Origin of the sequence: Salipiger bermudensis HTCC2601 (assembly GCF_000153725.1) — a bacterium.
Lineage (GTDB): Bacteria > Pseudomonadota > Alphaproteobacteria > Rhodobacterales > Rhodobacteraceae > Salipiger > Salipiger bermudensis.
This window is the reverse complement of record NZ_DS022276.1, coordinates 3,992,570-4,018,507: the sequence shown is the minus strand read 5'-3', so window position 1 is coordinate 4,018,507 and position 25,938 is coordinate 3,992,570. Positions and strand designations below refer to the sequence as shown.

Here is a 25,938-nt window from a genome sequence, read left to right as displayed (position 1 = left end):
GGATCCCCCATGCGTACGCTCCTGCTTGCCTTCGCGCTCGCCCTGCCGCTTCCGGCGCTGGCCGAGACCCATGACCATGACGCGCCCCACCTGACCGAGATTGCGGGACTGCGTGCGCTCCACGCCTGGACCCGGGCGAGCCCGGGCCGGGAGGCATTGGTCTTCGTCGAGCTCGAGAACACCGGCGGCGGTTCCGTCCTGCTGACCGGGGCCGAGAGCGGGATTGCCTCGGATGGCGCGCTGGTGGGCTTCGTGCTGAAGGACGGGCAGCCGGCCTGGGAAACGCTGGCGTCGGTGCCTCTGGCGGCGGGCCGCGCGCTGCATCTCGAACCGGGAGCGCTGGCGATCCGGCTTTCGGGCCTGTCCCGTGCCCTGACCGAGGGCGATCACTTCGAGCTGCATCTCGAGACCGATCACGGCGCGCTCGCGCTGCACGTTGAAGTCGCCGCGGCGGATGCAAGGCAGCACAGCCACGCCGGGCACAGCCACTGATCGTCCAAGGAGGCACACCCCGGCGCGCCTCGGCGCGACCCGGTGCCGCGCCGCTCAGGGTTGAATGACCGGCGCGGCTCTGCTTGGATCGTGGCCACACTCGGTGCCGCGCGGTGCGGTGCCGTCGAAGGCAAGAACCGCATGTCTCGCAAGAAGGATACGCGTCAGAGGGCGATCCTCGATCAGTTGGCAGTCTCGCCGACGATGCGGGTGGGGCGGTTGGCCGAAACCCTCGACGTCACGACCGAAACCATCCGCCGCGATCTCGAGGAGCTTGCGGCGCAGGGGATGATCGCGCGCACCTATGGCGGTGCGATGCTGCGCCAGCCGGCCGAGCCCGCGCTGTCGGAGCGCCATCTCGAGCTGGTCGAAGAGCGCGCGGCCATCGGGCAGGCGGCGCTGTCCTATCTTGCCGAGGCGCGGGTGATCATGCTGGGCTCTGGGGCGACCACGACCCAGCTTGCCAAGTTCATCGCCATCGAGATGCACGGGCTTACGGTGATCGCGCACAGCGTCAGCGTGGCCTCGGCGCTGAGCCTCAACCCGACGATCCAGGTGGTCATGGCGCCGGGCGTCTATCACCCGGGCGAGGGCGCCATGCACGGCGCGCAGGCGGTGCGGTTCCTGTCCGATTACAGCGCTGACTGGTCGGTGACCGGGGCGAGCGCGATGTCGCCTCTCGGGCCCTCCGACGCGTTGATCGACGCGGCGGATGTCTACGCCACGATGCTGCGCCAGTCCGCGCGCCACATGGTGGTGGCGGATCATTCGAAGTTCGACCGCATGGCCACCGCGCGCTATGCCGACTGGGGCGACATCGACGTGCTGGTGACCGATGCGCGCCCGCAAGGGCCGCTGCGCCGGGCGTTGGTGGCGGGCGAGGTCGAGGTAAAGCTGGCGAAGGTGTGAGGGGGCAGCCGGCGCGCGCCTCCGCGAGGCGCCCGTTTTGACCACCTGGGCCCGGGAACTGGCCGAAACCCGGCTCAAACCTGTCACACCTATGCATCTTCTTGTTGCCCGGAGCGGCCGCCACTTTCCGAGACGCACCCGCCGCTCTAGATTGGGTCCATGTCCGTCGAATCCCCGGCCGATGCGCTTGACCCCTCCAAGCTGATCGCCTGTCCAGCCTGCGATGCCCTCTACACCGATCGCGACGTCGCGACCGGCGAGACGGCGCGTTGCGTGCGCTGTCACGCGGTGCTCGAGGCGCCGCGGCGCACGGCGATGACCCGGATCATCATGCTGGCGCTGGCGGCGCTGATCCTGATGGTGGCGGCGATCTTCTTTCCGTTTCTCGAGCTCGAGGCCGCCGGTCGCATCCAGCGCGCCTCGCTCCTGGACACGGTTCAGGCCTTCTCGAGCGGGCTCACCGCGCCGCTGACCTTCGCCATGGCGGCGCTGATCGTGATCCTGCCGGTGATCCGCTTCCTCGCGCTGATTTACGTGCTGGGGCCGATGGCCTTCGGTCACAAGCCCGCGCGCCATGCCGAGTTCTTCTTCCGGCTCGCCGATCATCTGCGCCCCTGGGCCATGGCCGAGGTGTTCATCGTCGGCGTGGCGGTGGCGCTGGTGAAGGTGGCGGGGCTGGCGCATATCTTCATCGGCCCGGCCTTCTGGGCCTTCGTGGCACTGGTCATCGTGACCGTGCTGAAAGACAATTTCATGAGCAGGCTGACGCTATGGAAGACGCTGGAACGGCGCCGCGCATCCTGACCGCCAAGCAGGCCGGGCTGGTGGGCTGCACCGAGTGCGGTCGCGTGCACGCCCCCGGCGTGGCACGCTGCACCCGCTGCGGCACGCGCCTGGCGAGTCGCGACACCGCGAGCCTTCAGCGGGTCTGGGCGTGGCTGTTTGCCGGGCTGGTGGTCTATGTGCCGGCCAATCTCTACCCGATGCTGCGCACCACGCTGCTCGGCAAGACCACCGAAAGCACCATCTTCGGCGGCGTCGTCGACCTCATGCATCACGGCAGCTACGGGGTGGCGGCGATTGTTTTCGTCGCCTCGATCGTGATTCCGGTATCGAAGTTCATCGCCATCGGCTACCTCGCTTTGAGCGTACAGCGACGGGTGCAGATGTCGGCGCACAAGCGACATCTGCTTTACGAGGCGGTGGAGTTCATCGGGCGCTGGTCGATGATCGACGTCTTCGTCGTGGCGATCCTGTCGTCACTGGTGCAGCTGGATTTCGCGGCCTCGATCAACCCCGGGATCGCGGCGGTGAGCTTTGCGCTTTCCGTAGCCTTTACAATGATTTCGGCCCTGAGCTTCGACTCGCGGCTGATCTGGGACGTAGACGTTGGAGTGAACGAGAATGAGTGACCCGCGACCCGCCGAGATGGAGATCGAGGGCCCCAAGCGGTCGATCTGGCGCAATCTGTCCCTGACCTGGCTGATCCCGATCGCCGCCCTCGCGATCACCCTGCTGATCGCCTGGCAAAGCTGGGCCGAGCGCGGCGCCCGCATCGAGATCACCTTCGAGAATGCCGCCGGCATCGTGCCGGGCGAGACCGCGCTGCGCTTCCGCGACGTGAATATCGGCCTGGTCGAGGACGTGACCTTCGCCAACGACCTCTCTTCGGTGCGCATCGGCGCCCGGATCGACAACATCGTGGCCGAGTCTCTGCCCTCGGATGCCGAATTCTGGGTGGTCCGCCCAGAGGTCAGCGCCTCGGGCATCTCGGGCCTGTCGACGGTGCTGTCTGGCGTCTATATCGAGGCCGCCTTCGAGCCGCAGGAGGGCGCAGAGGCGACCCGCTTCGAGGGGCGCGACACCGCGCCGCTGGTCCGGCCGGGCATGCGGGGCACCCGCATCGTGCTGCGCGCCCCCGATGGCGCCATGCTCAGTGCCGGCGCCCCGATTTTCCACCAGGGCATCGAGGTCGGCCGCATCGAGACGCCGCGCCTGCTCGAGAGCGGCAACGGCGTCATTGCCGACGCCTTCATCGAGGCGCCGCATGACCGCCGGGTCACCACCTCGACGCGGTTCTGGGACACCTCGGGGTTCAACGTCAATTTCGGCCCGCAGGGCCTCGACCTTTCGGTCGGCTCGGTGGCGGCGCTAATCCGTGGCGGCATCGCCTTCGACACCGTGGTGTCGGGCGGCAACCCGGTGCCCTCGCGCTACGTGTTCGACCTGTTCGATGACGAGACCGCGGCGCGAGACAGCGTGTTCAGCCAGAGCATCGACAACGCCGTCGACCTCGTGGTCGAGTTCGACGAGTCCGTCCGCGGCCTCGAGGCGGGCGCCCCGGTGACCTATCGCGGTCTCAAGATCGGCGCGGTCAACGCGCTCGGCGCCTTCATCGACGACGTGAGCGGCGAGCAGAGGGTCAAGCTGCGCGCCTCCATCTCCATCGACCCGCGGGCGCTTGGTCTCGAGGATGACACCGCCGCCGAGGCCGAGATCATCACCTTCCTCTCCGAGTCGGTGCAGGACGGTCTGCGGGCGCGGCTCGCATCGCAAGGGCTGTTCAGCCAGTCGCTGATGGTCGAGCTGGTCACTATCCCCGAAGCGGAGCCGGCGGCGCTTGGCATCTTCGACACCGAGGCGCCGGTGCTGCCGTCGGTCGAGTCGAACGTGCCCGACGTGGCCGCCACCGCCGAGGGCCTGTTCCAGCGCATCGACGATCTGCCGGTCGAGGAACTCATGGAGCAGGCGATTGCCACTCTGCGCTCGGTCGAGAGCTTCGCCGGCGACCCCGACTTGCGCGCTGTGCCGGGCTCGGTCAGCGGCCTGCTCGACGAGGCGCGCGGGCTGATCGGCAGCGAGGAAACGCAGGCCCTGCCGGGCGAGCTCAACGCCACCGTGACCGCCCTGCGCGAGATCGTCGAGGACCTGCGCGAGGCGGGCACCGCCGAGAAGCTCGCCGCGGCGCTCGACGGGGCCACCGCTGCCACCGACAGCGTCAGCAGCGTCGCCACCGAGATCACCGCCGCCACCGAAGAGGTGCCGGCGCTGATCGAGGAGATGCGCGATCTCGTGGCGAAGGCCAACGCGCTGCAACTCGAGGCCTTTGTCGACCGCGCCACGGCGCTGGCCGACAGCGCCGACCGGCTGATCGCCAGCGACGCCACGCAGGCGCTGCCGGGCGAGATCAACGCCACTGTCGCCGAGCTGCGCGGCGTGGCCGAGGATCTGCGCGCCGCCGATGCCATCGGCCGCCTGATGAGCACGCTGGAAAGCGCCTCTGCCGCCGCCGACTCGGTGACCGGCGTGGCGATGGATCTCTCCGGGGCAACCGAACAGGTGCCGGCGCTGGTCGACGATCTCCGCCGTCTGGTGGAAACCGCCAACGACCTGCCGCTCGAGGCCTTCATCGAACAGGCCACCAACCTCGTGGCAAGCGCCGACCGGCTGGTCGACAGCGATCAGACCCGCGCTCTGCCCGGCGCGCTGACGCGGATGCTGGACGAGGCGCGTTCGGCGCTCGAGGAACTGCGCGAGGGCGGGGTGGTCGAGAACACCAACGCCACGCTGGCCTCGGCCCGCGACGCGGCGGCGGCGATCGAGGAGGCGGCGGAAAGCCTGCCGAGCCTCTCGGCCCAGATCCAGAGCATGGTCGGCGAGGCCGAACTGGCGCTTCAGGGCTATGGCGAGAACTCGCGCTTCAACCGCGAGACGCTGTCGGCCCTGCGCGAAGTCCAGTCCGCCGCCGAGGCGCTCAACAAGCTCGCGCGCTCGATCGAGCGCAATCCCAATTCCCTCCTGTTTGGACGATAAGCATGTATCTGCGCATTCTGCCCCTCGCCCTGATGCTCGCCGCCTGTTCTGGGCCTGAGCCGCAATTCCTCATCGACACGCCGACGCAGGCGGGCAGCGCCCGTCTGCGGGTGGCGACGCTCGAGGTGCGGCAGGTCTCCCTGCCGGCCTACGCGGCGGCGTCCGAGATCCTGCTCGAGGGCGAGGACGGCGCGCTGACGCAGGTCGACAACGCGCTCTGGGCGGACGAACCGGCGCGCGCGGTGACGCTGGCCATCGCCGAGCAGATCGGCGCGGCCTCCTCGGCCACCGTGGCGCCCGAGCCGTGGCCGCTGGCCGATGACGCGCAGGCGGCGGTGCAGGTGACGGTCTCGCGGCTCGTGGCGCGCAACAACGGCACGCTGCGGCTGACCGGGCAATACGCGATCTCGTCCTATGACAAGGTGGTCCGGGAGCGCATCCAGGGCTTCGACATCGTTGTGCCGATGGTGGGCGAGGGGCCGCAGGCCATCGCCCGCGCCACCGGCGCCGCGGTCACCCAGCTTTCCGGGCAGATCACCCAGAGCCTGCGCTGAGGCGCGGTCTCAGCACGCAAACAGGCGGCGCCGGGGCGAGAGCCTTGGCGCCGTGTTCATTGCGGTGAGTGCGGAGCTGTTCAGCTACGGCTGTCGGGCAGCGAGATGTTGGCGACCTGCTCGGCGATCGGATCGGTGGAGAGCGGATGGCGCTCCTCGTCGTAATCGCGGGTGTCGTGCATGACCTCCCAGCGGCCGCGGCGATAGACCTCGAGCGCACTGAACTGCGCCTTGTAGCCCATCTTGGGGCTGCCCGGCACCCAGTAGCCAAGGTAGACATAGGGCAGGCCGGCCTCGCGGGCGATCTCGACATGGTCGAGGATCATCCACGTCCCGAGGCTCTGGCGCGCCAACTCGGGTTCGTAGAACGAGTAGACCATCGACACCCCGTCATCGAGCACATCCGTCAGGCACACCGCCTTGAGGTCGCCGCTGGCGATGTCGCTGTACTCGACCACGCGCGATCGGATCGGGGTTTCCTCGATCATTGCGGCGAATTCGAAGATGTCCATATCGGCCATGCCGCCATCGGCGTGGCGCGTATCGAGATAGCGACGGAACAGCGAGAACTGCTCCTCGGTGGCCCAGGGGCTCGAGGCGCGCCGCGCGAGGTTGGCGTTGCGCTTGAGCGCCCGGCGCTGGCTTTTCGATGGGGAAAAGCGGCGCACGTCGATGCGGGCCGAGAGACAGGCCGAACAATCCGAGCAGGACGGTCGGTAGAGCACGTTCTGCGAGCGCCGGAAGCCCTGCTTCGACAGGCTGTCATTGAGCTTCTCGGCACTGTCGCCCTGCAGCGCGGTGAACAGCTTGCGCTCCATCCGGCCCGGAAGATACGGGCAGGGCTGGGGAGCCGTCACATAGAATTGCGGCGCGAGAGGCAGGGAGTGGCGCATGAAGGTCCTGTCTGGAGATCCTCGAAAAACCTAGCAACGAAATTTGCAACCGCCAAGCCCCCGAAAACGGTGGATCGCGGGGCTTTGATCTCGTGCAGGTCCGGGCTTAACGCGGGGGCGTGCAGAGCGTTACTGCGGGCGTTGTGGCTGAAACGCAAGACGCCCGGCAGAGATCGCCGGGCGTTTCGGGCTGTGTCCACGTGCGCGTCTGAGGCGCGCCGGTTGATCGCAGGCGTTAGGCCCGCTTGTTGAGCGCACTCCTCATGCGCGCTTGTTGAGCGCGACGGTCCCCAGAACCATGTCGGTCAGGCCCTGCCCACGCTCGGTGGCGAACATGCAAACGACCGAGATCAGCTGCAGCGGTGCCACGGAGACCGAGACGGCGTAGCCCAGCGTATGCAGGAAGGCCTGCATGAAATCGAGCCGCTGGCCGCGCCAGTCGCGGAATTCGATCGCCATGAGGCGCATGCCCCATGTGGCCGAGCCGTTGGCGATGGTCAGCACGCGGTAGATGAAGCTCACCACCATCCACAGCGCGAAGAACACGAAGGCGCCGAGAAAGGCGGTGAAGACCAGCGCGAGCAGCACGAAGAAGGCGACGATGATCGTGTCGATGACCCAGGCCAGGCCGCGCTTGATCGCGACGCTGTCGTAGAACGCGCTCTGGCGCACCGGATCGGGCAGCTGGGAATAGGGGGCGTCGGTATACATCTGGGTCACTTGCAGGATCTCTGGGACTGTCTCTCTGGGATCTCAGGCCTTGGCCGCGGGATGCGGGACGGCCTCTTGGGGATGATAGACCATGGCCCCGGGGCGGGGCCATGGGGGAGGGGCGCTTACGCGTCCTCTTTGCGGTCTTCGTCTGCCGTCTCGCGGGGGGCGCGGGAACGCTCGTCCATGAACTGGTCGAACTCGGCCTTGTCGCGGGCCTCGCGCAGACGCTGCAGGAACTCCTCAAAGCTCTTCTGTTCGTCCTCGAGCCGGCGCAGCGTGTCCATCTTGTAGGCATCGAAGGCGGCGTTGCCCGAGGGCCGCGCGGCGTTGAAGCTCTGACGGTAGGCGTTGGCGCTGCTGTTGCGGCGGCTGCGGCAGGATTTTCCGAACATGCGTTTGCTCCAGATCATGTAGGCAAGAAGGGCGAGGCCGATGGGCCAGAAGACGATGAAGCCAAGTACCATGGCCACGATCCAGGCGGGTCTGCCGCGCTCGTCGAGCCAGGCCTCGGCGCGTTTCAGCCACCCGGGGTTCGCGGGGCGGGCTTCATACTGCGCTGCGGCGTTCATAAGCGGTGTCCTTTGTCTCTCGTTTGCGTATGTGAATGTCTTTCACATTACATCAGATCGGGATTGTGACCGACGCTATCAAGGGGTGATGTGAAAGTTTTTAACATTACCCGGAAAGCGCGAGTTTTGTCAGTGGGTTGCGCAACGAAAAAACGCATATCCCAGCGACGGCAGGGCACGGATCTGGCCGTGCAACTAGGCTGTTTGCAGGGAAATACCGGCTTTGCCCGCCCGTCACATCGGGATCGGGCGCTGCTCCTCGATCGCCTCCATGGCGAAATAAGAGGTCACCGTTTCGAGTTCCACCTCCTCGATCAGCCGCTTGTAGACCTCGTCATAGCTGGCCATGTCGCGGGTGATGATCTTGAGCAGGTAGTCATACTCGCCGCCGATGCGGAAGAAGTCGATCACGTCGGCGATCGACGAGACATGCGTGCGGAAGCGCTTGAGCCAGCTCGCCGAGTGGTGCCGCGTCTTGATCATCACGAAGACCACCAGCCCGGCGCCGAGCTGGTTTCGGTCGAGCACCACCGTGTGGTTGCGGATGATGCCGGCGGCATCGAGCGCCTTGAGCCGCCGCCAGCACGCATTCTGCGACAGGCCGACCTTTTCGCTCAGCGCGCGTTGCGACTGCGATGCGTCGCGCTGCAGCTCTTCGAGGATGCGATAATCAATATGATCGAGTTTAAGCTCCATTCATCGTTCATATGATAGAATATAAGCGTTTGGAAGGTGAAAATATGTGAAGAATTTTCCGTTCTGCGTGACATGCTTTGCATCAACGCAGTCACGATACGATACGGATCCCTCATGTCTCCCCTCGACGATTTCGCCCGCTCGCTCGAACGCCCGGACCTGGCCAGCTGGCTACGCGACGGCCTGATCGGCGACGGCGTGGAGATCGACGGCCCCTATGGCCCCAAGCCGCTGATCTATGCCGATTACGTGGCCTCCGGACGGGCTTTGGCGCAGGTCGAGGATTTCATCCGCGACCGGGTGTTGCCCTATTACGCGAACAGCCACACGCAGGCCTCGTATTGCGGCGCGTTCATCACCAAGCTGCGCGAGGCGGCGCGGGCCGAGATCGCCCGCATCACCGGCGCGGATGACGATATGAGCGTGGTCTTCACCGGTTCCGGCAGCACCGCCGGGATCAACCGGTTGGTGGGGCTGCTCGACATCCCTTCGGTGCTGGCCACGGGTGGCCGCGCCGTGGTGCTGATCGGCCCCTATGAGCATCACTCGAACCTGCTGCCGTGGCGCGAAAGCGGCGCCGAGGTGGTCGAGATCCCCGAAGCGCCGCAGGGCGGGCCCGACATGGGCGCGCTCACCGCTGCGCTGCGCAAGGCGCACGGCGCCGAGCTGATCATCGGCAGTTTCTCGGCGGTCTCGAACGTCACCGGCATCCTCACCGACACCGACGCGGTGACCCGCCTGCTCAAGGCGCATGGCGCGCTGGCGTTCTGGGATTTCGGCGCCGGCGGGCCCTACGTGCGCATGAACATGGAGGCAGGCTCCGATGCCGAGAAGGACGCCATCGTGTTCTCGACCCACAAGTTTCCCGGCGGGCCCGGCGGCTCGGGCGTGCTGGTGCTGCGCGACGCGGTGGCGCGCCGCGCGACGCCCACGCTGCCCGGCGGCGGCACGGTGAGTTTCGTGTCCCCTTGGGGACACCGCTATTCCGGCAGCCTTTCGAGCCGCGAAGAGGGTGGCACGCCCAACGTGGTGGGCGACATCCGCGCGGCGCTTGCGCTGATGGTCAAGGAGGCACTCGGGCAGGACTGGCTCGACCAGCGTCAGGCCTGGCTGCGGGCGCGGGCCGAGGCGGTCTGGCGCAAGAACCCGCATCTCGAGCTCCTTGGCCTCGAGGGGCCGGCGGCGCTGCCGATCTTCTCCTTCCGCATCCGCGACGCGCAGGGCGGGTTGATCCATCACCAGTTCTTCACCCGGCTCCTGAGCGACGTCTACGGCATTCAGGCGCGCGGTGGTTGCGCCTGCGCAGGATCTTACGCGCACCGGTTGCTTGGTTTGGACGAGGCCGAATCGGAGGCCATGTTCGCCGCCATCGACCGTGGCGAGGAAATGGCCAAGCCCGGCTGGGTGCGGCTGAATTTCTCGGCGCTGATGAGTGACGACAAAGCTGCTATGATCGTGGAGGCGGTGGACATTCTGGCACGGAAAGCGTCAGAATATCTGCCACAATATCGTGCGGACGAAACAACCGCCCGCTTCGCGCCCGTTCTTGAGACCCCGGAGAGCCTCGCCTCGTGACCAGCCCACTTGCCAACCGATCCTTCCGCACGCTGTTTGCGGCGCAGGTCTGTTCGCTTCTGGCGGTGGGGCTGCTGACCGTGGCGCTGTCGCTGGCGGCCTACCGCCTCGGCGGTGTCGCGGCGGGCGGCAAGGTGCTCGGGCTGCTGCTGGCGCTGAAGATGGTGGCCTATGTCGGGCTCGCGCCCTTCGCCGAGAGCGTGCTGGCGCATCTGCCGCGCAAGCGGGCGATGGTGCTGCTGGATTTCGGGCGCATGCTTCTGCTGCTGCCGATGGTCTTCGTGACGCAGACCTGGCAGATCGCGGCGCTGGCCTTCCTGTTCTTCGTTCTCGCCTCGGGGTTCACGCCGCTGTTCCAGTCGGTGATCCCGGACGTGCTGCCCGAGGAGGAGCACTACACCAAGGCGCTGGCCTGGTCGCGCATCGCCTACACGCTGGAATCGGTGCTGAGCCCGGTGATCGCGGCAGTGGTGCTGAAGATCGTGGCCCCCGAGGCGCTGTTTCTCTGCGCCGCGCTGGCCTTCGTGGGCTCGGTCGGCTTCCTGCTGGCCACGCGCTTCCCGGATCGCGGGCAAGTGGCGCGCAAGGGGCCGTTCCTGAAACGCGCTTTCCGGGGCATGACGATCTATGCCCGCACGCCGCGGCTACGCGGGCTGTTCCTGCTGAACTTCGCGCTGTCGCTGGTGATGGCGTGGGTGCTGGTCAACACCGTGGTCTATGCCGGTGCGCGGCTCGGCGATGCCGACGGGCTCTACCCGGTGCTGATGGCGGGCTACGGGTTTGGCGCCGCGCTCGGCGCGATCACCGTGCCGCGCCTGCTGCGCCGCATCGAGGAACGCAGCGCCATGCTGGCGGGGGTGTTCGTCTTCGCGTCTCTGGCAGCGGGCTTCGCGCTGGTGCCGCCGCCGCCGCTGGCGCTGCTTTTGCCGATCTGGGCGGGCTTCGGCCTCGCCTCGTCGCTGGTGCTGACGCCCGGCGGGCTGGTGATCACCCGCTCTGCCGCACGACAGGACCGCGCCGCGGTCTTTGCCGCGCAGTTCTCGCTCAGCCACGCTGGCTGGCTGGTGGCCTACCCGCTGGCGGGCTGGCTTGCCAGTTCCGCCGGGCTCGAGCACGCGCTGCTCGTGCTGGCGCTGGCGGGGGCCGTGGTGGCGCTCGTCGCGACCCGCGTCTGGCCGGCGCATGACCCGCTCGAAAGGCCGCACAGCCACCCCGAGCTGCCCGCGGATCACCCGCATCTGCGAGACAATCCGGGCCATGGTCTGGCGCATCGCCATGCCCATGCCTACCACATCGACGATCTGCATCCGATTTGGTCCAAGGCGCCGAATTGATGCTGAACCGAAACACCTTTTTCTACTAGGATGATTCGTATGCAAACGAACGACCGCTCTCCGATCGACGCTCAGGGCCTGGATGTGCTGGAAGCCCGTCTGCGCGAGGATCTCGACTTCCTGTGCTACCCTGGCAAGGACTGGGTGCCGGCACAGGAGGGCGTGAGCGATGTCGTCATCATCGGCGGCGGCATGTGCGGCATGGTGGCCTGGCTCGGGCTGACCACCGGCGGGGTGCAGAACATCCGCGTGCTCGACCGCAACCCGGCGGGGCTCGAGGGGCCGTGGCTCAACTATGCCCGCATGGAGACTCTGCGCTCGCCCAAGACGCTGACCGGCCCGGCCTTCGGCCACGGCGCGCTGACCTTCCAGGCGTGGTACCGTGCCCAGCACGGGCGCGAGGCCTGGGAAAAGATGGACAAGATCCCGCGGCCGATGTGGATGGAGTACCTGCGCTGGTATCGCAAGGCGCTGAACGTGCCGGTGGAGAACGGCGTCTCGGTCGACAAGGTCGAGCCCGAGGGCGATCTGCTGCGGCTCACCGTCTCCGGCGCGACGGAACGCACCATCCTGACCCGCAAGCTGGTCTTTGCCACGGGCCGTGACGGCACCGGCGGCCCGAACATCCCGGGCTTCATCAAGGACCTGCCGCGCCGCTTCTGGGCGCATAGCGCCGACGAGATCGATTTCGATGCCCTCAAGGGCAAGCGCGTGGCGGTGATCGGCGTCGGCGCATCGGCGGTCGACAACGCTGCCGAAGCGCTCGAGCACGGCGCGGGCGAAGTGCGGCATCTGATCCGCCGCGCGGAAATGCCGACGATCAACAAGATGATGGGCATCGGCAGCTACGGCTTCACCGCAGGCTTCTCCGAACTGCCCGACGAATGGCGCTGGCGCTTCATGCAGTACAGCTTCACCACCCAGACGCCGCCGCCGCATGGCTCGACGCTACGGGTGAGCCGCCACCCGAACGCGCATTTCCACTTTGGCAAGGCCACGCAGCGCATCGAGGAGCGCGGCGACGCGGTCGAGGTGTTCTTCGCCGACGGCACCTCCTACGTGGCGGATTTCGTCATCCTCGGCACCGGTTTCACCATCGATCCGATGGCGCGCACCGAGTTCGGCGAAGTGGCGGGCAAGATCCTGCTCTGGGAAGACGTCTACACTCCGCCCAAGGGCGAGGAGCAGGCCGATCTGGGCCGGTTCCCCTATCTCAACCCCGATTTCACCTTCCGCGAGAAGGTGCCGGGCGAGGTGCCGTGGCTCAGCAAGGTCTATTGCTTCAACTACGGCGCCTCGGCGAGCCTCGGCAAGGTGAGTGGCGACATTCCCGGCGTCTCGGAAGGCGCGGCTTGGCTGGCGAAGTCAATGGCGGCAACGCTTTACGCCGAAGACCTGGAAACCCACTGGCAGGCGATGCTGGATTATGAGACCCCGGAGCTCGACGGCAGCGAATGGCAGCCGAGCGAGCTGACACCGGCAAAGGAAGGGCAGGTGGCATGACCATCTTCGACAGCACCACACTGAGCGCCGCGGGCATCACCGCGGGCAGCGCCACGGGCGCGGCGGCAGAGACCCGCAGCAACATCATCGAGGCCACGCAGGCTGCCGAGGACGCGGTCCTCACGCCCAAGGACGCAGGCGCGTTCCCGCACGCGCTGCGCGCGGCGCTGGCGGCGCGGATCGCCAACGAGGCGGGCGAGAACGACCTTGCCGACCGCTATCTCGCGGGCGCGGGCGACATGGCCGGGCTGGCCGATCCCTCGCAGGACGGCGAGACCGAGGGGCTGGCGCATGTGGTGGCCTTTGCCGACAAGGCGGCGAACCACACCCGCGAGATCCTCGCCGAGGATATCTCGACCCTGCAGGCCGCGGGCGTCGGGGATGCCGACATCGTGCGGCTTTGCGAACTGGTCGCCTTCGTGGCCTACCAGCTGCGCGTGGTCGCCGGGCTGCGCCTGATGAAGGGAGCCGCCGCATGAGCCGCATCGTTCACAAGTTCACCCGCACCGTCCCGCAATGGCAGCCGCGCGTCACGCCGGTGGATCTGCAGGAGGCGACTGAGGAGCAGCTCGACGCGCTTTCGGTGACACCGTCGAACACCAAGGTCTCGGCCTATGTGCTGACGCTGGCGCATGACGTGGAAAGCCTCAAGGTGCGCTCGCCGCTGTTCAACGCGATCATGTACGACCCGGGCGGCATGTCCCGCGCCGAGCGCGAGCTGGGCGCCATCGGCGCCAGCATGGTCAACCGCTGCATCTATTGCGCTGCGGTCCATGCGGACCGTCACGCCAAGCTCGAAAAGGATGCCGCGGTCACCGACGAGCTTTTCGCAAAGGGTGAGAAAGCGGATCTAAACCCCCGCAACCGTGCGATTTTCGACTTTGCGCGCAAGCTGTCGGAAAGCCCCGTGGCGGCGGATGAGGCCGACATGGCCAAGCTGCGCGAGGCCGGTCTCAACGACGAGGAGATCCTCGACCTGATCCTGTCGACCTCGCTCTTCGGCTGGGCGAACCGGCTGATGCACGTGCTGGGCGATCCGGTGCGCGAGGAGGTGTCGGCATGAGCTGCAAGGTCGGAATCGCCGGCGCCGGCTCCATCGCCTTCGGCAGCGCCGCGCTGCTGCAGCAGAACGGTCACGAGCCGATGCTGTGGTCGCCTTCGGGGGCGTCCACCAAGGCGCTCGAGGACGGCCCGCTCGAGGCCTCCGGCGCCGTCGAGACGGTCTTCGCCCCGCGCGTCGCGACCTCGGCGCAGGAGCTGGCCGAGCAGAACGACGCCATCCTGATCGCGCTGCCGGGCTATGGCCACAAGGCGGTGTTCGACGCGCTGGCGCCCTATATCCGCGACGGCCAGCACGTCATCATCAGCAGCCACGCCTCGCTGGGCGCGGTCTACCTGATGCAGAAACTGGCCGAGCGCGGCGTCGATGCGGCGATCACCGCATGGGGCACCACCGTGGTGACCGGGCGGCGCGGCGAGGGGGCCAGCGTCAAGGTCAACACCGTGCGCAAGAAGGTCGATCTCTGCACCGTGCCCGAGACCCGCTCGGATTGCGCGCTCGCGGTCTGCACCAAGCTTTTCGGCGATGTCTTCGTGCCGCGTGACGGTCTGCTGGCGATCTCGCTGTCGAACCTCAACCCGCAGAACCACCTCGGCATCGCGCTTGGCAACATCACCCGGATGGAGCGCGGCGAGACCTGGAGCCAGGGCCAGAACGTGACGCCGAAGGTCGGCGCGCTGCTCGAGGCGCTGGACGCCGAGCGGCTCGAGATCGTCGCGGCGCTGGGTCTGCAGACGAAGACCATCTTCGAGCATTTCAGCCAGAGCTTCCACGTGCCGATCTCGACCATCTCCGAGATGAACCAGCAGATGCACGCGCAGGGCAATGGCGGCACCGGGCCGGCGACGGCCGATAGCCGCTATGTCACCGAGGATGTGCCCTACGGTCTTCAGCTGACCGCCGTGTTGGGCCGCCTGGTCGGCAAGCCGGCCGAGCTGCACGAGGCGGGGATCAAGATCTTCTCGGCCATGTATGGCCGCGATTTTGCCGCCGAGAACGAATTGCTGAATGCGCTGGAGCTTGACGGCTACAGCCTCGACGATCTGCGGCAGGCCGCCCGTACCGGGCTGCTGCGGAAGATGCCGGAACCGGCGTCCTGACGATAAAAACGATACGGATACCAACCCTCAGGGAGACGACCCCATGACCAAACTCATTCTCAACCGCCGGAAGTTCCTCAACACCGCGGCCATGACCGGCGCCGCTCTCGCCAGCCCCGCCTATCTGCGCCGTGCCCACGCGCAGGGCGGCGAGGTCAACATCTGGACCTACAACGACTTCGTTCCGGAAGCGTTCAAGGAACAGTTCGAATCCGAGACCGGCATCAAGGTGAACGTCCGCCTCGTCGACGACCAGGGCAAGCAGTTCAACCTGCTGGCCGCCGAAGCACCGAACCCGTCCGTGGACATCATGACCGTGGCCGGCCACCGCTTCCTGCAGTTCATCGACAGCGACCTGCTGGCGCCGCTCGACACCGACCGTCTGAGCAACTGGGGCAACATCAACCCGACCTTCTCCGAGTCCGACTGGTCGACGATCAACGGCGAGAAGTGGGGCGCCCCGATCCTGTCGGGCATGGAGGTTCTGGCCTACAACACCGACTATGTCTCGCCGGAAGAGGCCGAGACCTGGGACACGCTCTTCAGCGAGAAATACTCGGGTCAGACCGCCTATATCATCCAGGACATGATGTCGATCATCATGCTGAAGATGGGCTATGACGGCAACATGGTCGCCTACATGGACGATCCGGAGAAGGCCGCGGCCATCGTCGAGGAGGCCAAGAACTTCCTGATCGAGCACAAGCCGCTGGTGCGCAAGTACTATGACGGCGGCGCCGAATTCCAGCAGATGATGGTCAACCAGGACATCCTGCTCGGCCACTCGTGGAACGGCCCGGCGGCAGCCCTGATCAACGACGGCTTCCCGCTTGGCATGGCGATCCCGAAGGAAGGCTCCTACGGCTTCGTCTACACCTACAACATCGCCAAGAACTGCCCGAACCCGGACAACGCCTACACCTTCCTCAACGCGATCCTCGCATCGCCCGAGATCGGTGCCGCGATGACCAAGGCTTCGGGCTTCATCTCGACCTACAAGGACGCGTCGAACCACCTGACCGATCTCGAGAAGAAGTCGACCTCCTTCCCGGACGAGCAGCTGGCCAACCTGCAGTTCTTCCGCGCCGAAGCGAACGAGATGAAGTACGGCCTCGTCGATCCGGCCGTCGAAGCGATCAAGGCCGCGTAAGCACGCACGGAGCCTTAAGACCTGTCCGCCGGTCCCGTGGCCGGTGGGCGGGCCCCTCATACGACCCGCCGTCGTTCCTCTCGAAAGGAAGACCCAATGACCTATGACGCATCCGCGCGCGAAGAACGCGGGGCCGTCGCGGAGAGCGCCTCCGACCGCACCTTCTGGGGACGCCTGTCGAGCTGGGCGCCGTACCAGTGGCTTGCAACCTTCGCCACCGCTTCGCCGCGCCGCCAGTTCCTGATCCTCGCCGTGTTCCCGATCCTGTGGGTGCTGACCCAGCATCTCGGGCCGATGCTGCAGATGCTGCGCGTGTCGCTGACCGATGCCTACCCGGTCGCGCCCGGCGTCGAGCAGCATTTCACCTTCGACAACTACCTGAGCTTCTTCGGAGACAGCATCTTCTGGATGCCGTTCTTCCGGACGCTGATCTTTGCCGGGGTGTTCACCTTCTGCACGCTGATCATCACTTACCCGGTGGCCTATTTCCTGGCCCGGCACGTGAGCCCCAAGAACCGGATGCTGCTGCTCCTGCTGCTGCTTATCCCGTTCTGGGTCGGCGAGATCGTGCGGACCTATGCCATCATGATCCTGCTCGGCAACACCGGCGCGGTGAACATGGTGCTGCGCTTCTTCGGCCTGATCGACCGGCCGATCCCGTTCATGTACACGAGCTTTTCCATGGGGGTGGGCATCGTCTACCTGACCGCGCTCTACATGCTGCTGCCGCTCTACTCCTCGCTCGAGAAGCTGCCGAAGTCGATGAACGAGGCCGCCGCCGACCTCGGCGCGGGCGCCTGGACCCGGTTCCGTCGCATCACCCTGCCGATGACCCTCGAAGGGATCTCGTCGGGCTGCACGCTGGTGTTCCTGATCTCGACCGGTTTCTACGCCACGCCGGTGCTGCTGGGCGGGCCGTCGACGACGGTGTTTGCCGAGACCATCGCGGGCTTCTTCCACGTTGCCGGTGACCAATGGCCCACGGGGGCGGCCTTTGCCGTCATCATGTTCCTCGCGGCGCTCGCCATCACCGCGGCCTTCCAGCGGCTGATGACCGCGCTGCGCAAGGGAGACACCAAATGACCCGTCACAACCGCATCCTGCTCTCCTGCGTCTACTGGGCCTTCGTGGCCTATGTGTTCGTGCCGCTGATCCTGATGGTGCTGATGGGTTTCAAGGACAGCAACTTCATCGGCTTCCCGATCCGCTCCTGGACGCTCGACTGGTACACCGGCGTCTTCGCCGACACCGAGACGCTGGCCGCCTTCGGTTACTCGGTGGCCATCGCGGTGCTCTCGACGGTGTTCTCGGTGATCGTCGGGACCTGGATCGCGGTGCTGCTCGAGGGGCGCAAGTTCTGGGGCCGCGCGGCGATCTTCGGCATGACCGTGCTGCCGGCGCTGATCCCGGGCATCATCTCGGCCATCGCCTTCCGGATCTACGCCCGCTATCTCGGAATCGAGCCGGGCATGGGCGCCATCGTCTGGAGCCACGCGGTGCACAACGTGCCCTTCGTGGTGCTGGTGGTGATGGCGCGGCTCTCGACCCTGCCGAAGAGCCAGATCGAGGCCGCCCGCGACCTCGGTGCCGACCCGCTGATCGCCTTCCTGCGCATCACCTTTCCCTATCTCGTGCCGGCCATCATGGGCGCGAGCATCTTCTGTCTTCTCCTCAGCTTCGACGATTTCGTGCGCTCGTTCTTCCTGGGTGGCTACGAGCCGACCCTGCCGGTGCTGATCTTCGCCAAGCTGAAATCGGGCATGTCGCCCGAGATCAACGCCATCGCGACCGTGGCGCTGGTCCTGACCGCCGTGATCGGCGTCTGGGCCGAGCGTTTCACCCGCCGCATGAACAAGGATAGCTGATCCATGTCTTCTGATCCTCTCGTCCGCCTCGAAGGCGTGACCAAGCGCTTCGGCGACACCGTGGCGCTCGACAACCTGACGCTCGACATTGCGCAGGGCGAGTTCGTCACCTTCCTCGGCCCGTCGGGCTGCGGCAAGTCGACCACGCTGCGCATCCTCGGCGGCTTCGAGCAGCCGACCAGCGGCCGGGTGCTGCTGCGCGGCGATGATGTGACCAAGCGCCCGCCGGAGAAGCGCAACGTCAACATGGTGTTCCAGGACTACGCGCTGTTCCCGCACATGACGGTGCGCCAGAACATCGGCTTCGGGCTCGAGCTCAAGGGCATGGGCAAGTCCGAGATCGCAAAGCGGCAGGACGAGATCATGTCCTTTCTCGAGCTGACCGCTTATGGCGACCGCTACCCGGCGCAGCTCTCGGGCGGTCAGCGGCAGCGCGTGGCGCTGGCCCGCGCCCTGGCACCCGATCCGGCGCTGCTGCTGCTCGACGAGCCTTTGGGCGCGCTCGACGCCAAGCTGCGTGGACAGGTGCAGCAGGAGCTGAAATCGATCCAGCGCCGCACCAACAAGACCTTCTTCTTCGTCACCCACGATCAGGAAGAGGCGCTGACCATGTCGGACCGCATCGTGGTCATGAACAAGGGCCACGTGGAGCAGGACGGCACGCCGGAAGAGCTCTACTTCCACCCGGCCTCGCGCTTCGTGGCCGAGTTCATCGGCGAGACCAACCTGCTGACCGGCGAACTGCGCGGCACCGAGGGCAACGCGGTTGTGATGGACTGGTTCGGCAACACCCTGCGCGGCCACGCGCCGGGCGGCGTGCCGCAGGCCGGTGAGGCGATCACCGCCTCGGTGCGCCTCGAGCGGCTGGGCTTCCACGCCGAGCGCCCGACCACCGCCAACGCGGTGCAGGGCAGGGTGGTCGGCAAGACCTTCCTCGGCAGCCGCATGGCGCTCGACCTGATGGTCGAGGAGGCCAATGGCGCCACGCTCAAGGCCTATGTCGATGCCGATACCGGCCAGTCCGTGGGCGAGGCCCCGGTCTGGATCGGCTGGGACGAGAGCAGCATGGCCGTGCTGCGGGACTGAGATACGGGGCGATGCCCTGGAGACGGAAGAGGCGGGCCGGGTGGTCCGCCTTTTTCTTTTGGAGCCTTGTGGCTGCATCTGAGCGAAGCCTGCGCGGAATCAAGGCCGAAGGCCGCCGCGCCATCGCCTGCCCGCCCCCCGGGCTGGCGATCTGGTGAGGGCAGCAAGAGGTTGAGAGATCCTTCGGACTTGGCCGGGATAAATCGAGAGGGTCGCAGGTTGGATCGCCACCCCGCGGGCAGGCGATGGCGCGGCAGGTCGCTCGGTTTACTCAGTGTCACAAAGGCAAAAAAGCGGACCCGAGGGTCCGCTTTTCCGTGTCTCTGTCGAGAAGGGCCGGTTCAGCTGGCGCGGCGCTCGTCGAAGCTCAGCGCGATGAACTCGGGCATGTGATCGCCCATCCCCACCACGTTGTTGTCGGACTTGGACCCACGGCCCCGGCCCTTGTCGGAGCGGCCACGATCCGAGCGCGGCTTGTCGGCGCCGCTCTTCTGCGCCGGGGCCTTGCTCTCCTTGGTGTCCTTGCTCTCCTCGGGCGCCTCGACGGGGGCCTCGGTGGCAGGGGCTTCCGCGGCAGTCGCCTCGGCAGGGGCGTTGACCTTGTCGGACTTGTCGGACTTGCGCGACCGCGAGCGGGTGCGCTTGGGCTTCGCGTCGGTCTTCTCTTCGTCGGCGGTGGCCTCCGCCTTCGCGGGCGCTTTCACGCCGGGCAGCTCGACGCGCGGAATCTCCTTCTGCAGGAGTTTCTCCACATCCTCGAAGTTCTTCTCGTCGCGCGGCACCACGATGGTGAAGGCCTTGCCTTCGCGCCCGGCACGGCCGGTGCGGCCGATGCGGTGCACGTAATCCTCGGCATGGCCCGGCACGTCGAAGTTGAACACGTGGCTCACGCTCGGCACGTCGAGGCCGCGGGCCGCCACGTCGGAGGCGATCAGCAGGCGGATCGAGCCTTCGCGGAACCCTTCGAGGGTGCGCGTGCGCTGCGACTGGTCGAGGTCACCGTGGATCGGCTCGGCGTTGTAGCCGTACTTCTTCAGCGACTTGGCGACGATGTCGACATCGACCTTGCGGTTGCAGAAGACGATGGCGTTGGTGCATTTCTCGCCCTCGCGATCGATCAGCTGGCGCAGCACCGTGCGCTTCTCCGAGCCCTCGCGGTCCTTCCGCGATCCCTTGAAGAAGACGGCACCCTGCTCGATCGTTTCGGACGCGGTGGCCTGACGGGCCACTTCGATGCGCTCGGGGTTCGACAGGAAGGTGTTGGTGATGCGCTCGATCTCGGGGGCCATGGTGGCCGAGAAGAACAGCGTCTGGCGGGTGAAGGGCGTGAGCGAGAAGATCCGCTCGATATCCGGAATGAAGCCCATGTCGAGCATCCGGTCGGCCTCGTCCACCACCATGACCTTCACATCGGTGAGGATCAGCTTGCCGCGCTCGAAATGGTCGAGCAGACGGCCGGGGGTGGCGATCAGCACGTCGACGCCCTTGTCGATGAGCTGTTCCTGTTCCTTGAAGCTCACGCCGCCGATCAGCAGCGCCTTGGTGAGCTTCACGTATTTCGCGTAGGTGTCGAAGTTCTCGGCCACCTGTGCGGCCAGCTCGCGCGTGGGGCACAGCACGAGGCTGCGCGGCATCCGGGCGCGGGCGCGGCCACGCGCCAGCGAGGTGATCATCGGCAGCGTGAAGCTGGCGGTCTTGCCGGTGCCGGTCTGGGCGATGCCCAGCACGTCCTTGCCCTCGAGCGCGTGGGGGATGGCGCCGGCCTGGATCGGCGTCGGCGTCTCGTAGCCCGCTTCTTCGATGGCCTTGAGAACCTTGGGGTTCAGGTTGAGATCAGAAAACTTTGTCATGCGTGTCCGTTTTGGGGTGCGGACACTGAGACTTGGCCCGCGCGAATGGTCCTGGATCGGGCCCGGTTGGCCCCATACGTGATGGCTGATGCGATCCCAATGTGGCGCCTTGTACCGGAATCACCGGGGAAACGTCAATCAGCGCGGCATTTTGGGGGTGAAATCGTGGGCTCGAAGGGACAGTCGCGCAAGGGTTGTTCTGAGAACGGCGACAGGTTCGCGTCGCCGTTGGCGTCTTTGTCGCTGATCGCGGCTCAGGCGCCGGGGAAATGACGTTGGCGCAGGGCGGTGAGATCCATGCAGCGGCGGCGCAGCAAGCCGCGCGCGGAAAGCTGGTCGAGCAGCGCGGGCCGTGCGGTGCAGACCTCGTCGTAGAACAGCCGCAGCGCCTCTTCGCCGCCCGCGCCTTCGATCATCTCGAAGAGGGTGTGAAGGTTGACAGCCCCTTCACCGCGCGCCTGCGGCTTCAGCTCGGCCCGGTACGACCCCTGCGCCAGCCGGAAGCGGTAGAGACGGAGGAAATGCTCCCTGTCGGCGGCGTGGAAATGGCCGAGTTCGATGCCGGAGAGTTCGACCTGCCCGGGGTTGGTCTGGCCATCCAGCTCGACATTGTGGATGCGGATCTGAAGCCCCTTGGTGCCGGGGCGGAAGAACAGCTTTCCCGCAACGTGGCTCAGGAACCCGCCCGACAGATGACGCCCCCATGTGGGAAAGCAGGCCTCCGCCGCCTCCTGCCGGGCGCGCTGGTCGAGGGGGAAGGCCTTGAAGACGGTCTCTGCACCCGCCTCGAGCGGCGCCAGCGCCTCGACCGGACGCACGCGGGCGCAGAGGCAGCTCTCGGGCAGGGCGGCCAGCTCCTCGGCCACGGGGCGCGAGGGCAGCAGGAACTCGTCGGTGTCGATATGGGCGAGCCAGTCGACCTCGGGTTTGCGATTGTTGGCGTGGCGGGCGTTGGCGCTCTGCCGGACCTGATGCTTTTTCGGCCGCCCGTTGCGCTTGGCCCACCAGGCATCATCGGTGCGAAAGACCCGGATCTTGGGGTGGGCGGCCAGCCTCTCCTCCGCCTCTGGCATGGCATCGTCGAGATAGAGGTAAAGCCGGTGCGCCCCGAGCTCGAGATGCCAGGCGGCGAAGTCGAGGATCTCGGGCAGGGCGGCGTTGGTGGTGGTGACGGTGCCCCAGCGGATCATGGCAGCGCCCCGAAGATCCGCGCCACAGCCGCATCTGGATCGAAGGCGCGGGTCAGCAGCATGTCATGCGCGGCAAGGCGTGCGCGCAGCTCGGGGGTGTCGGCGCAGACCTCGTCGAAGAGCATCCGCAGCCCGTCCTCGCCCTCTTCCCCTGCAAGAAAGGCGATCAGGTTGGCCTGTCCCATCTCTTTCCGCTCGGAGCGCGCCCGGTAGGAGCCCTGCGTGCGGCGGAAGGCGAGGTGGTCGCGGAAGTGCTGCCAGCTGGGTGCGTGCAGGTGGACGAGGTGGATGCCTTCGAGCTTGGCGCGGTTGCTGGCATCCTCGCCGCGGTATTTCAGCGTGTGGATGCCGAGACGGGTCTCGGGGATGCCGGTGCGGGCAAAGACCTTGCCGGAGGTGTGGCTCAGGAAACCGCCATAAAGATGCATGCCGAAGGTCGGGTAGATCTCTTGCAGCACCGCCTTCTTCTGCCCGGCGTGGTGATGGGTGCGCTTGAAATGCACCGGCCAGCCCGCGTCGTTTGCCAGCGCTTCCACCGGCGCCACGCGGGCCAGCGCGTGGCCGCGCGAGACCTCGGAGAGCAGCTCGGCCACCGGGCGGTCGCTGAGCAGGAACTCGTCGGCATCGATATGGCCGAGCCAGTCGAGCTCATCGTGCACAGCGCGCAGGCAGCGGGTGGCGTTGTGGGCCTGCCTCAGCTGGTGCGCCTCGGGGCGGGGCTTGCCGGTTGCCTGCCACCACGCGTCGTCGCAGCGGGTGACGTGGATCCTCGGGTGGCGTTCGAGAAAGGCGGCGGTCTCGGCCTCGGGGGCGTCGAGATAGATGTGCAGCGCCTGGGCGCCGAGCTCGAGATGATGGGCGGCGAACCGCGCAATGACGGGCAGAGGCGCACGGATCGTCGAGACCAGCCCCCAGCGCAGGGTCTCGGGCGTGAGAGACGCAGTCTCGGCAGGCACCGGGGCGGGGTTGCCGGGGCGCTTGCCGGGGGCGGGCTCGGGCGTCTGGCGGGCCTTGCGGTTGCGCATGACCATCAGCCGGCGGAACAGCGTGCGATCATCGTGGATCAGCAGATCGAGCAGGTGGTGGGCGAGGGGGGCGATCACCGGGTCCGCCTCGGCCTCCATCCAGAGCCGCCCGATCATGTTCACGTCGAGCCCGCCATTGACGATGGAATAGGCGTCCATGTTCAGCGGCAGCTTGCCGCCTGCCTTGCGGTCGAGCGCAAAGGGTCGGTCGGCGGGCTGGCCCGAATAGAGCCGCTCGGTTTCGTAGAGCTTCATGGTGCCGAAGAGCACGGTCAGCGCCAGCCCGACCGAGCGTTGCGTGGCGGTCAGCCCGTGATCGCCGAAGGTGGTGACGGCCGAAACCAGCCAGCGCGGATCGAGGGTGTCGAGCAGATGCGCGCCCTGTTCGGCCCAGAGCCGATGGAAGAGCGCGGGCAGGTGCGTGGGGAAGTCGCGCTTGCGCAGATGGGCGATGAGCAGGCCGTTGAGAAACACCAGCTCGCTCTGGCCCTGCAGCTCTCGGCGCAGGTCGAAACGCTTGCGATGATAGCTGGAGCGGAAGGGGCGGTCCTCGGACGGATCATCTTCGGGGTCGGCGACGATCTGCAAGGCCAGCGGGGCGAGGTCGAGATCGGCGGGCGGCGGGGCCTCGCCTCTAGCATAGGTGATGGCGTCGCGCCGGCCCTCCATCTGGGTCAGCACCGCATCGATGCCGCCGGGCCAGGTGGGCCGATTGCTCTTGCTTGTCTCGTCGCTGGGGTCGTCGCTGCTCATGGCGCGGAGAGTGGCGCGGGATCGCGCGCCGCGCAATCGTGGCGGCGCGCTTTCCGGGCGTGGTGGTGCAGCGGGGACGCGGGCGTCAGAGACGCTCGTAATCGCCCAGCATGGTCGGGCAGCGGCGATGGGCGTTGGTGAGACCGGCCGCCGCGCCGTTGCGGATCAGGTGCCACGTGGGCTTGTAGCCCGGCACCTGCGCCCGCGAATACGAACAGCCGCCGGGAGTGACATAGACCTGGCCCTGGTAGGATGCGCCGGGATGGGGGTTCGCGTTGTTGGCGCGCAGCGTCTTCTGGCTGGGGCCGAAGGCGGTGTTGGCGGCTTGCGCCGCGGGGGTGAGCGAGATCATGGCAACAGCGAAGGCAAGCGCGAAGGGTCGGTTCATGCAGGGAAAACTCCGTTCCGTTGGGTGTCAGGGCAGGATCGGGCACAGGTGTAAACGCGACCTATAAATTTACAATGCGCGGCGTTTCCTGACGTTGCGCTGCGGCGGCAGGGGCGCTGTGCCGATGCTGCGGGCTTGGCAAAGCCTGCGCTTTGGGGCAGAGCAGAGGCATGAGCACCACCTCCTTCACCCTCCACGCCACCGACGGCAAGGCGCGCACCGGCGTGATCTCGACCCCGCGTGGCGAGATCCGCACCCCGGCCTTCATGCCGGTGGGCACCGCTGCCACCGTCAAGGCGATGCTGCCCGAGCAGGTCCGCTCCACCGGGGCCGACATCCTGCTGGGCAACACCTATCACCTGATGCTGCGCCCCACCGCCGAGCGCATCGCGCGGCTGGGCGGGCTGCACCAGTTCATGAATTGGGACCGGCCGATCCTGACCGACTCGGGCGGGTTCCAGGTGATGAGCCTCGCGGATCTGCGCAAGCTCACCGAGGAGGGGGTCAGCTTCCGCAGCCATATCGACGGCTCCAAGCACATGCTTACCCCCGAGCGCTCGATGGAGATCCAGCGCCTGCTGGGCTCGGACATCGTGATGTGTTTCGACGAATGCCCGGCACTGCCAGCCGACCGCAAGCGGCTCGAGGAGAGCATGCGCCTGTCGATGCGCTGGGCACAGCGCTCGCGCGATGCCTTCGGCGACCGGCCCGGGCACATGCTCTTCGGCATCCAGCAGGGCGGGCTCGAGCCGGACCTGCGCGAGGAGAGCGCCAAGGCGCTGACACAGATCGGCTTTGACGGCTACGCCGTGGGCGGGCTCGCGGTGGGCGAGGGGCAGGAGGCGATGTTCGGCTGTCTCGATCACGCGCCGGACACCTTGCCGGTGGACAAGCCGCGCTACCTGATGGGCGTTGGCAAGCCCGACGACATCGTCGGCGCGGTCAAGCGCGGCATCGACATGATGGACTGCGTGCTGCCGACCCGCTCGGGGCGCACCGGGCAGGCCTTCACCCGGCGCGGCGTGGTCAACATCAAGAACGCCCGCCACGCCGATGATCCGCGGCCGCTGGACGAACACTGTTCCTGCCCGGCCTGCACCGGCTATTCGCGCGCCTACCTGCACCACGTGTTCCGCTCGCACGAGATGATTTCGGGGATGCTGCTGACCTGGCACAACCTGCAATATTTCCAGGACATCATGGACGGGATGCGTGGGGCCATCGCCGAGGGCCGGTTCGATGCCTGGGAGGCTGTGTTCCACGCCGGCCGTGCCGAGGGCGATATCGAGCGCCTCTGAGAGCGCGCCCATCGGCGCCGAGCGCGCCGTGGGGCATGGAACCGCCGTGCCGGGGCCGCGAGCGGAACCCGGGCACGGTCCTCCGCATTGAGATCCTGACACGCAAGTTACAGGAGGCCCC

Annotated in this window: 25 protein-coding genes; 17 read left to right on the top strand and 8 right to left on the bottom strand. The window is 67.0% G+C overall.

The annotated features are described in order from the left end of the window. Positions 1-9 precede the first annotated feature (9 nt). The 6 genes from R2601_RS25615 (at position 10) to R2601_RS18930 (ending at position 5,768) form a co-directional block, all read left to right on the top strand. Entirely contained in the window at positions 10-492 is a 483-nt protein-coding gene (locus R2601_RS25615; protein WP_007801277.1) for a copper chaperone PCu(A)C, read from the top strand. Between the two features lie 141 nt (positions 493-633). Further along, positions 634-1,401, top strand: a complete 768-nt coding sequence (locus R2601_RS18950) for a DeoR/GlpR family DNA-binding transcription regulator (protein WP_007801275.1) — start codon at positions 634-636, stop codon at positions 1,399-1,401. 159 nt (positions 1,402-1,560) lie between these two features. Beyond that, positions 1,561-2,205 (top strand): paraquat-inducible protein A, encoded by a 645-nt coding sequence (locus R2601_RS18945; RefSeq protein ID WP_007801273.1) that lies wholly within the window; start codon positions 1,561-1,563, stop codon positions 2,203-2,205. Further along, positions 2,172-2,813 carry a paraquat-inducible protein A gene (locus R2601_RS18940; RefSeq protein ID WP_007801271.1) on the top strand — a complete coding sequence of 214 codons (642 nt, stop codon included), beginning with the start codon at positions 2,172-2,174 and terminating at the stop codon, positions 2,811-2,813. The genes R2601_RS18945 and R2601_RS18940 overlap by 34 nt, the downstream gene beginning before the upstream one ends. After that, a complete protein-coding gene (locus R2601_RS18935; protein WP_050768426.1) occupies positions 2,806-5,214 on the top strand; it encodes an MlaD family protein in 2,409 nt (802 codons plus the stop codon). Before R2601_RS18940 ends, R2601_RS18935 begins: the two co-directional genes overlap by 8 nt. 2 nt (positions 5,215-5,216) lie before the next feature. Then, the gene (locus R2601_RS18930) at positions 5,217-5,768 is read left to right on the top strand and encodes a PqiC family protein (protein ID WP_007801267.1); all 552 of its coding nucleotides are present in this window, start codon (positions 5,217-5,219) and stop codon (positions 5,766-5,768) included. Positions 5,769-5,848: 80 nt separating this feature from the next. Here the strand turns inward: R2601_RS18930 and R2601_RS18925 are convergent, their stop codons facing one another. The 4 genes from R2601_RS18925 to R2601_RS18910 all read right to left on the bottom strand — a co-directional run bounded on the left by R2601_RS18925 (position 5,849) and on the right by R2601_RS18910 (position 8,640). Beyond that, positions 5,849-6,661, bottom strand: a complete 813-nt coding sequence (locus tag R2601_RS18925; protein ID WP_007801265.1) for an arginyltransferase — start codon at positions 6,659-6,661, stop codon at positions 5,849-5,851. A gap of 261 nt (positions 6,662-6,922) precedes the next feature. Further along, positions 6,923-7,372: an RDD family protein gene (locus R2601_RS18920; RefSeq protein ID WP_007801263.1), complete on the bottom strand. Its 450-nt coding sequence runs from the start codon at positions 7,370-7,372 to the stop codon at positions 6,923-6,925. 125 nt (positions 7,373-7,497) lie between these two features. Next, the gene (locus R2601_RS18915; RefSeq protein WP_007801262.1) at positions 7,498-7,944 is read right to left on the bottom strand and encodes a DUF2852 domain-containing protein; all 447 of its coding nucleotides are present in this window, start codon (positions 7,942-7,944) and stop codon (positions 7,498-7,500) included. Between the two features lie 234 nt (positions 7,945-8,178). Beyond that, positions 8,179-8,640: an Lrp/AsnC family transcriptional regulator gene (locus R2601_RS18910; RefSeq protein ID WP_007801261.1), complete on the bottom strand. Its 462-nt coding sequence runs from the start codon at positions 8,638-8,640 to the stop codon at positions 8,179-8,181. Between the two features lie 114 nt (positions 8,641-8,754). Between R2601_RS18910 and R2601_RS18905 the strand changes: the two genes are divergently transcribed. The 10 genes from R2601_RS18905 (at position 8,755) to R2601_RS18860 (ending at position 19,313) form a co-directional block, all read left to right on the top strand. Beyond that, complete coding sequence (locus tag R2601_RS18905; protein WP_007801260.1) at positions 8,755-10,215, top strand: aminotransferase class V-fold PLP-dependent enzyme; 1,461 nt, start codon at positions 8,755-8,757, stop codon at positions 10,213-10,215. Next, positions 10,212-11,549 carry an MFS transporter gene (locus R2601_RS18900; protein ID WP_007801258.1) on the top strand — a complete coding sequence of 446 codons (1,338 nt, stop codon included), beginning with the start codon at positions 10,212-10,214 and terminating at the stop codon, positions 11,547-11,549. The genes R2601_RS18905 and R2601_RS18900 overlap by 4 nt, the downstream gene beginning before the upstream one ends. Before the next feature lie 39 nt (positions 11,550-11,588). Beyond that, entirely contained in the window at positions 11,589-13,052 is a 1,464-nt protein-coding gene (locus R2601_RS18895) for an NAD(P)-binding domain-containing protein (RefSeq protein ID WP_007801256.1), read from the top strand. Continuing rightward, on the top strand, positions 13,049-13,531 hold the full coding sequence (locus R2601_RS18890; RefSeq protein WP_007801254.1) for a hypothetical protein: 483 nt from the start codon (positions 13,049-13,051) through the stop codon (positions 13,529-13,531). The genes R2601_RS18895 and R2601_RS18890 overlap by 4 nt, the downstream gene beginning before the upstream one ends. After that, a complete protein-coding gene (locus tag R2601_RS18885; RefSeq protein WP_007801252.1) occupies positions 13,528-14,115 on the top strand; it encodes a peroxidase-related enzyme in 588 nt (195 codons plus the stop codon). Before R2601_RS18890 ends, R2601_RS18885 begins: the two co-directional genes overlap by 4 nt. Further along, on the top strand, positions 14,112-15,212 hold the full coding sequence (locus R2601_RS18880; protein ID WP_007801251.1) for an NAD/NADP octopine/nopaline dehydrogenase family protein: 1,101 nt from the start codon (positions 14,112-14,114) through the stop codon (positions 15,210-15,212). Before R2601_RS18885 ends, R2601_RS18880 begins: the two co-directional genes overlap by 4 nt. A 43-nt stretch (positions 15,213-15,255) precedes the next feature. Further along, on the top strand, positions 15,256-16,362 hold the full coding sequence (locus tag R2601_RS18875) for an ABC transporter substrate-binding protein (RefSeq protein WP_007801250.1): 1,107 nt from the start codon (positions 15,256-15,258) through the stop codon (positions 16,360-16,362). 96 nt (positions 16,363-16,458) lie between these two features. After that, on the top strand, positions 16,459-17,445 hold the full coding sequence (locus tag R2601_RS18870) for an ABC transporter permease (RefSeq protein WP_007801249.1): 987 nt from the start codon (positions 16,459-16,461) through the stop codon (positions 17,443-17,445). After that, on the top strand, positions 17,442-18,227 hold the full coding sequence (locus R2601_RS18865) for an ABC transporter permease (protein WP_007801248.1): 786 nt from the start codon (positions 17,442-17,444) through the stop codon (positions 18,225-18,227). The genes R2601_RS18870 and R2601_RS18865 overlap by 4 nt, the downstream gene beginning before the upstream one ends. 3 nt (positions 18,228-18,230) lie before the next feature. Next, entirely contained in the window at positions 18,231-19,313 is a 1,083-nt protein-coding gene (locus R2601_RS18860; protein WP_007801246.1) for an ABC transporter ATP-binding protein, read from the top strand. 341 nt (positions 19,314-19,654) lie between these two features. On the opposite strand, the gene R2601_RS18855 is transcribed toward R2601_RS18860, so the two are convergent. The 4 genes from R2601_RS18855 to R2601_RS18840 form a co-directional block, all read right to left on the bottom strand. Then, on the bottom strand, positions 19,655-21,163 hold the full coding sequence (locus R2601_RS18855; RefSeq protein WP_007801245.1) for a DEAD/DEAH box helicase: 1,509 nt from the start codon (positions 21,161-21,163) through the stop codon (positions 19,655-19,657). 254 nt (positions 21,164-21,417) lie between these two features. Then, positions 21,418-22,353 carry a glycosyltransferase family 2 protein gene (locus R2601_RS18850; protein WP_007801244.1) on the bottom strand — a complete coding sequence of 312 codons (936 nt, stop codon included), beginning with the start codon at positions 22,351-22,353 and terminating at the stop codon, positions 21,418-21,420. Then, the gene (locus tag R2601_RS25610) at positions 22,350-24,131 is read right to left on the bottom strand and encodes a glycosyltransferase family 2 protein (RefSeq protein WP_007801243.1); all 1,782 of its coding nucleotides are present in this window, start codon (positions 24,129-24,131) and stop codon (positions 22,350-22,352) included. Before R2601_RS25610 ends, R2601_RS18850 begins: the two co-directional genes overlap by 4 nt. An 85-nt stretch (positions 24,132-24,216) precedes the next feature. After that, entirely contained in the window at positions 24,217-24,519 is a 303-nt protein-coding gene (locus R2601_RS18840) for a hypothetical protein (RefSeq protein ID WP_007801242.1), read from the bottom strand. A gap of 170 nt (positions 24,520-24,689) precedes the next feature. Here R2601_RS18840 and tgt point away from each other — a divergent pair, with 170 nt between their 5' ends. Continuing rightward, complete coding sequence (gene tgt, locus R2601_RS18835) at positions 24,690-25,817, top strand: tRNA guanosine(34) transglycosylase Tgt (RefSeq protein WP_007801241.1); 1,128 nt, start codon at positions 24,690-24,692, stop codon at positions 25,815-25,817. Positions 25,818-25,938: the final 121 nt, after the last annotated feature.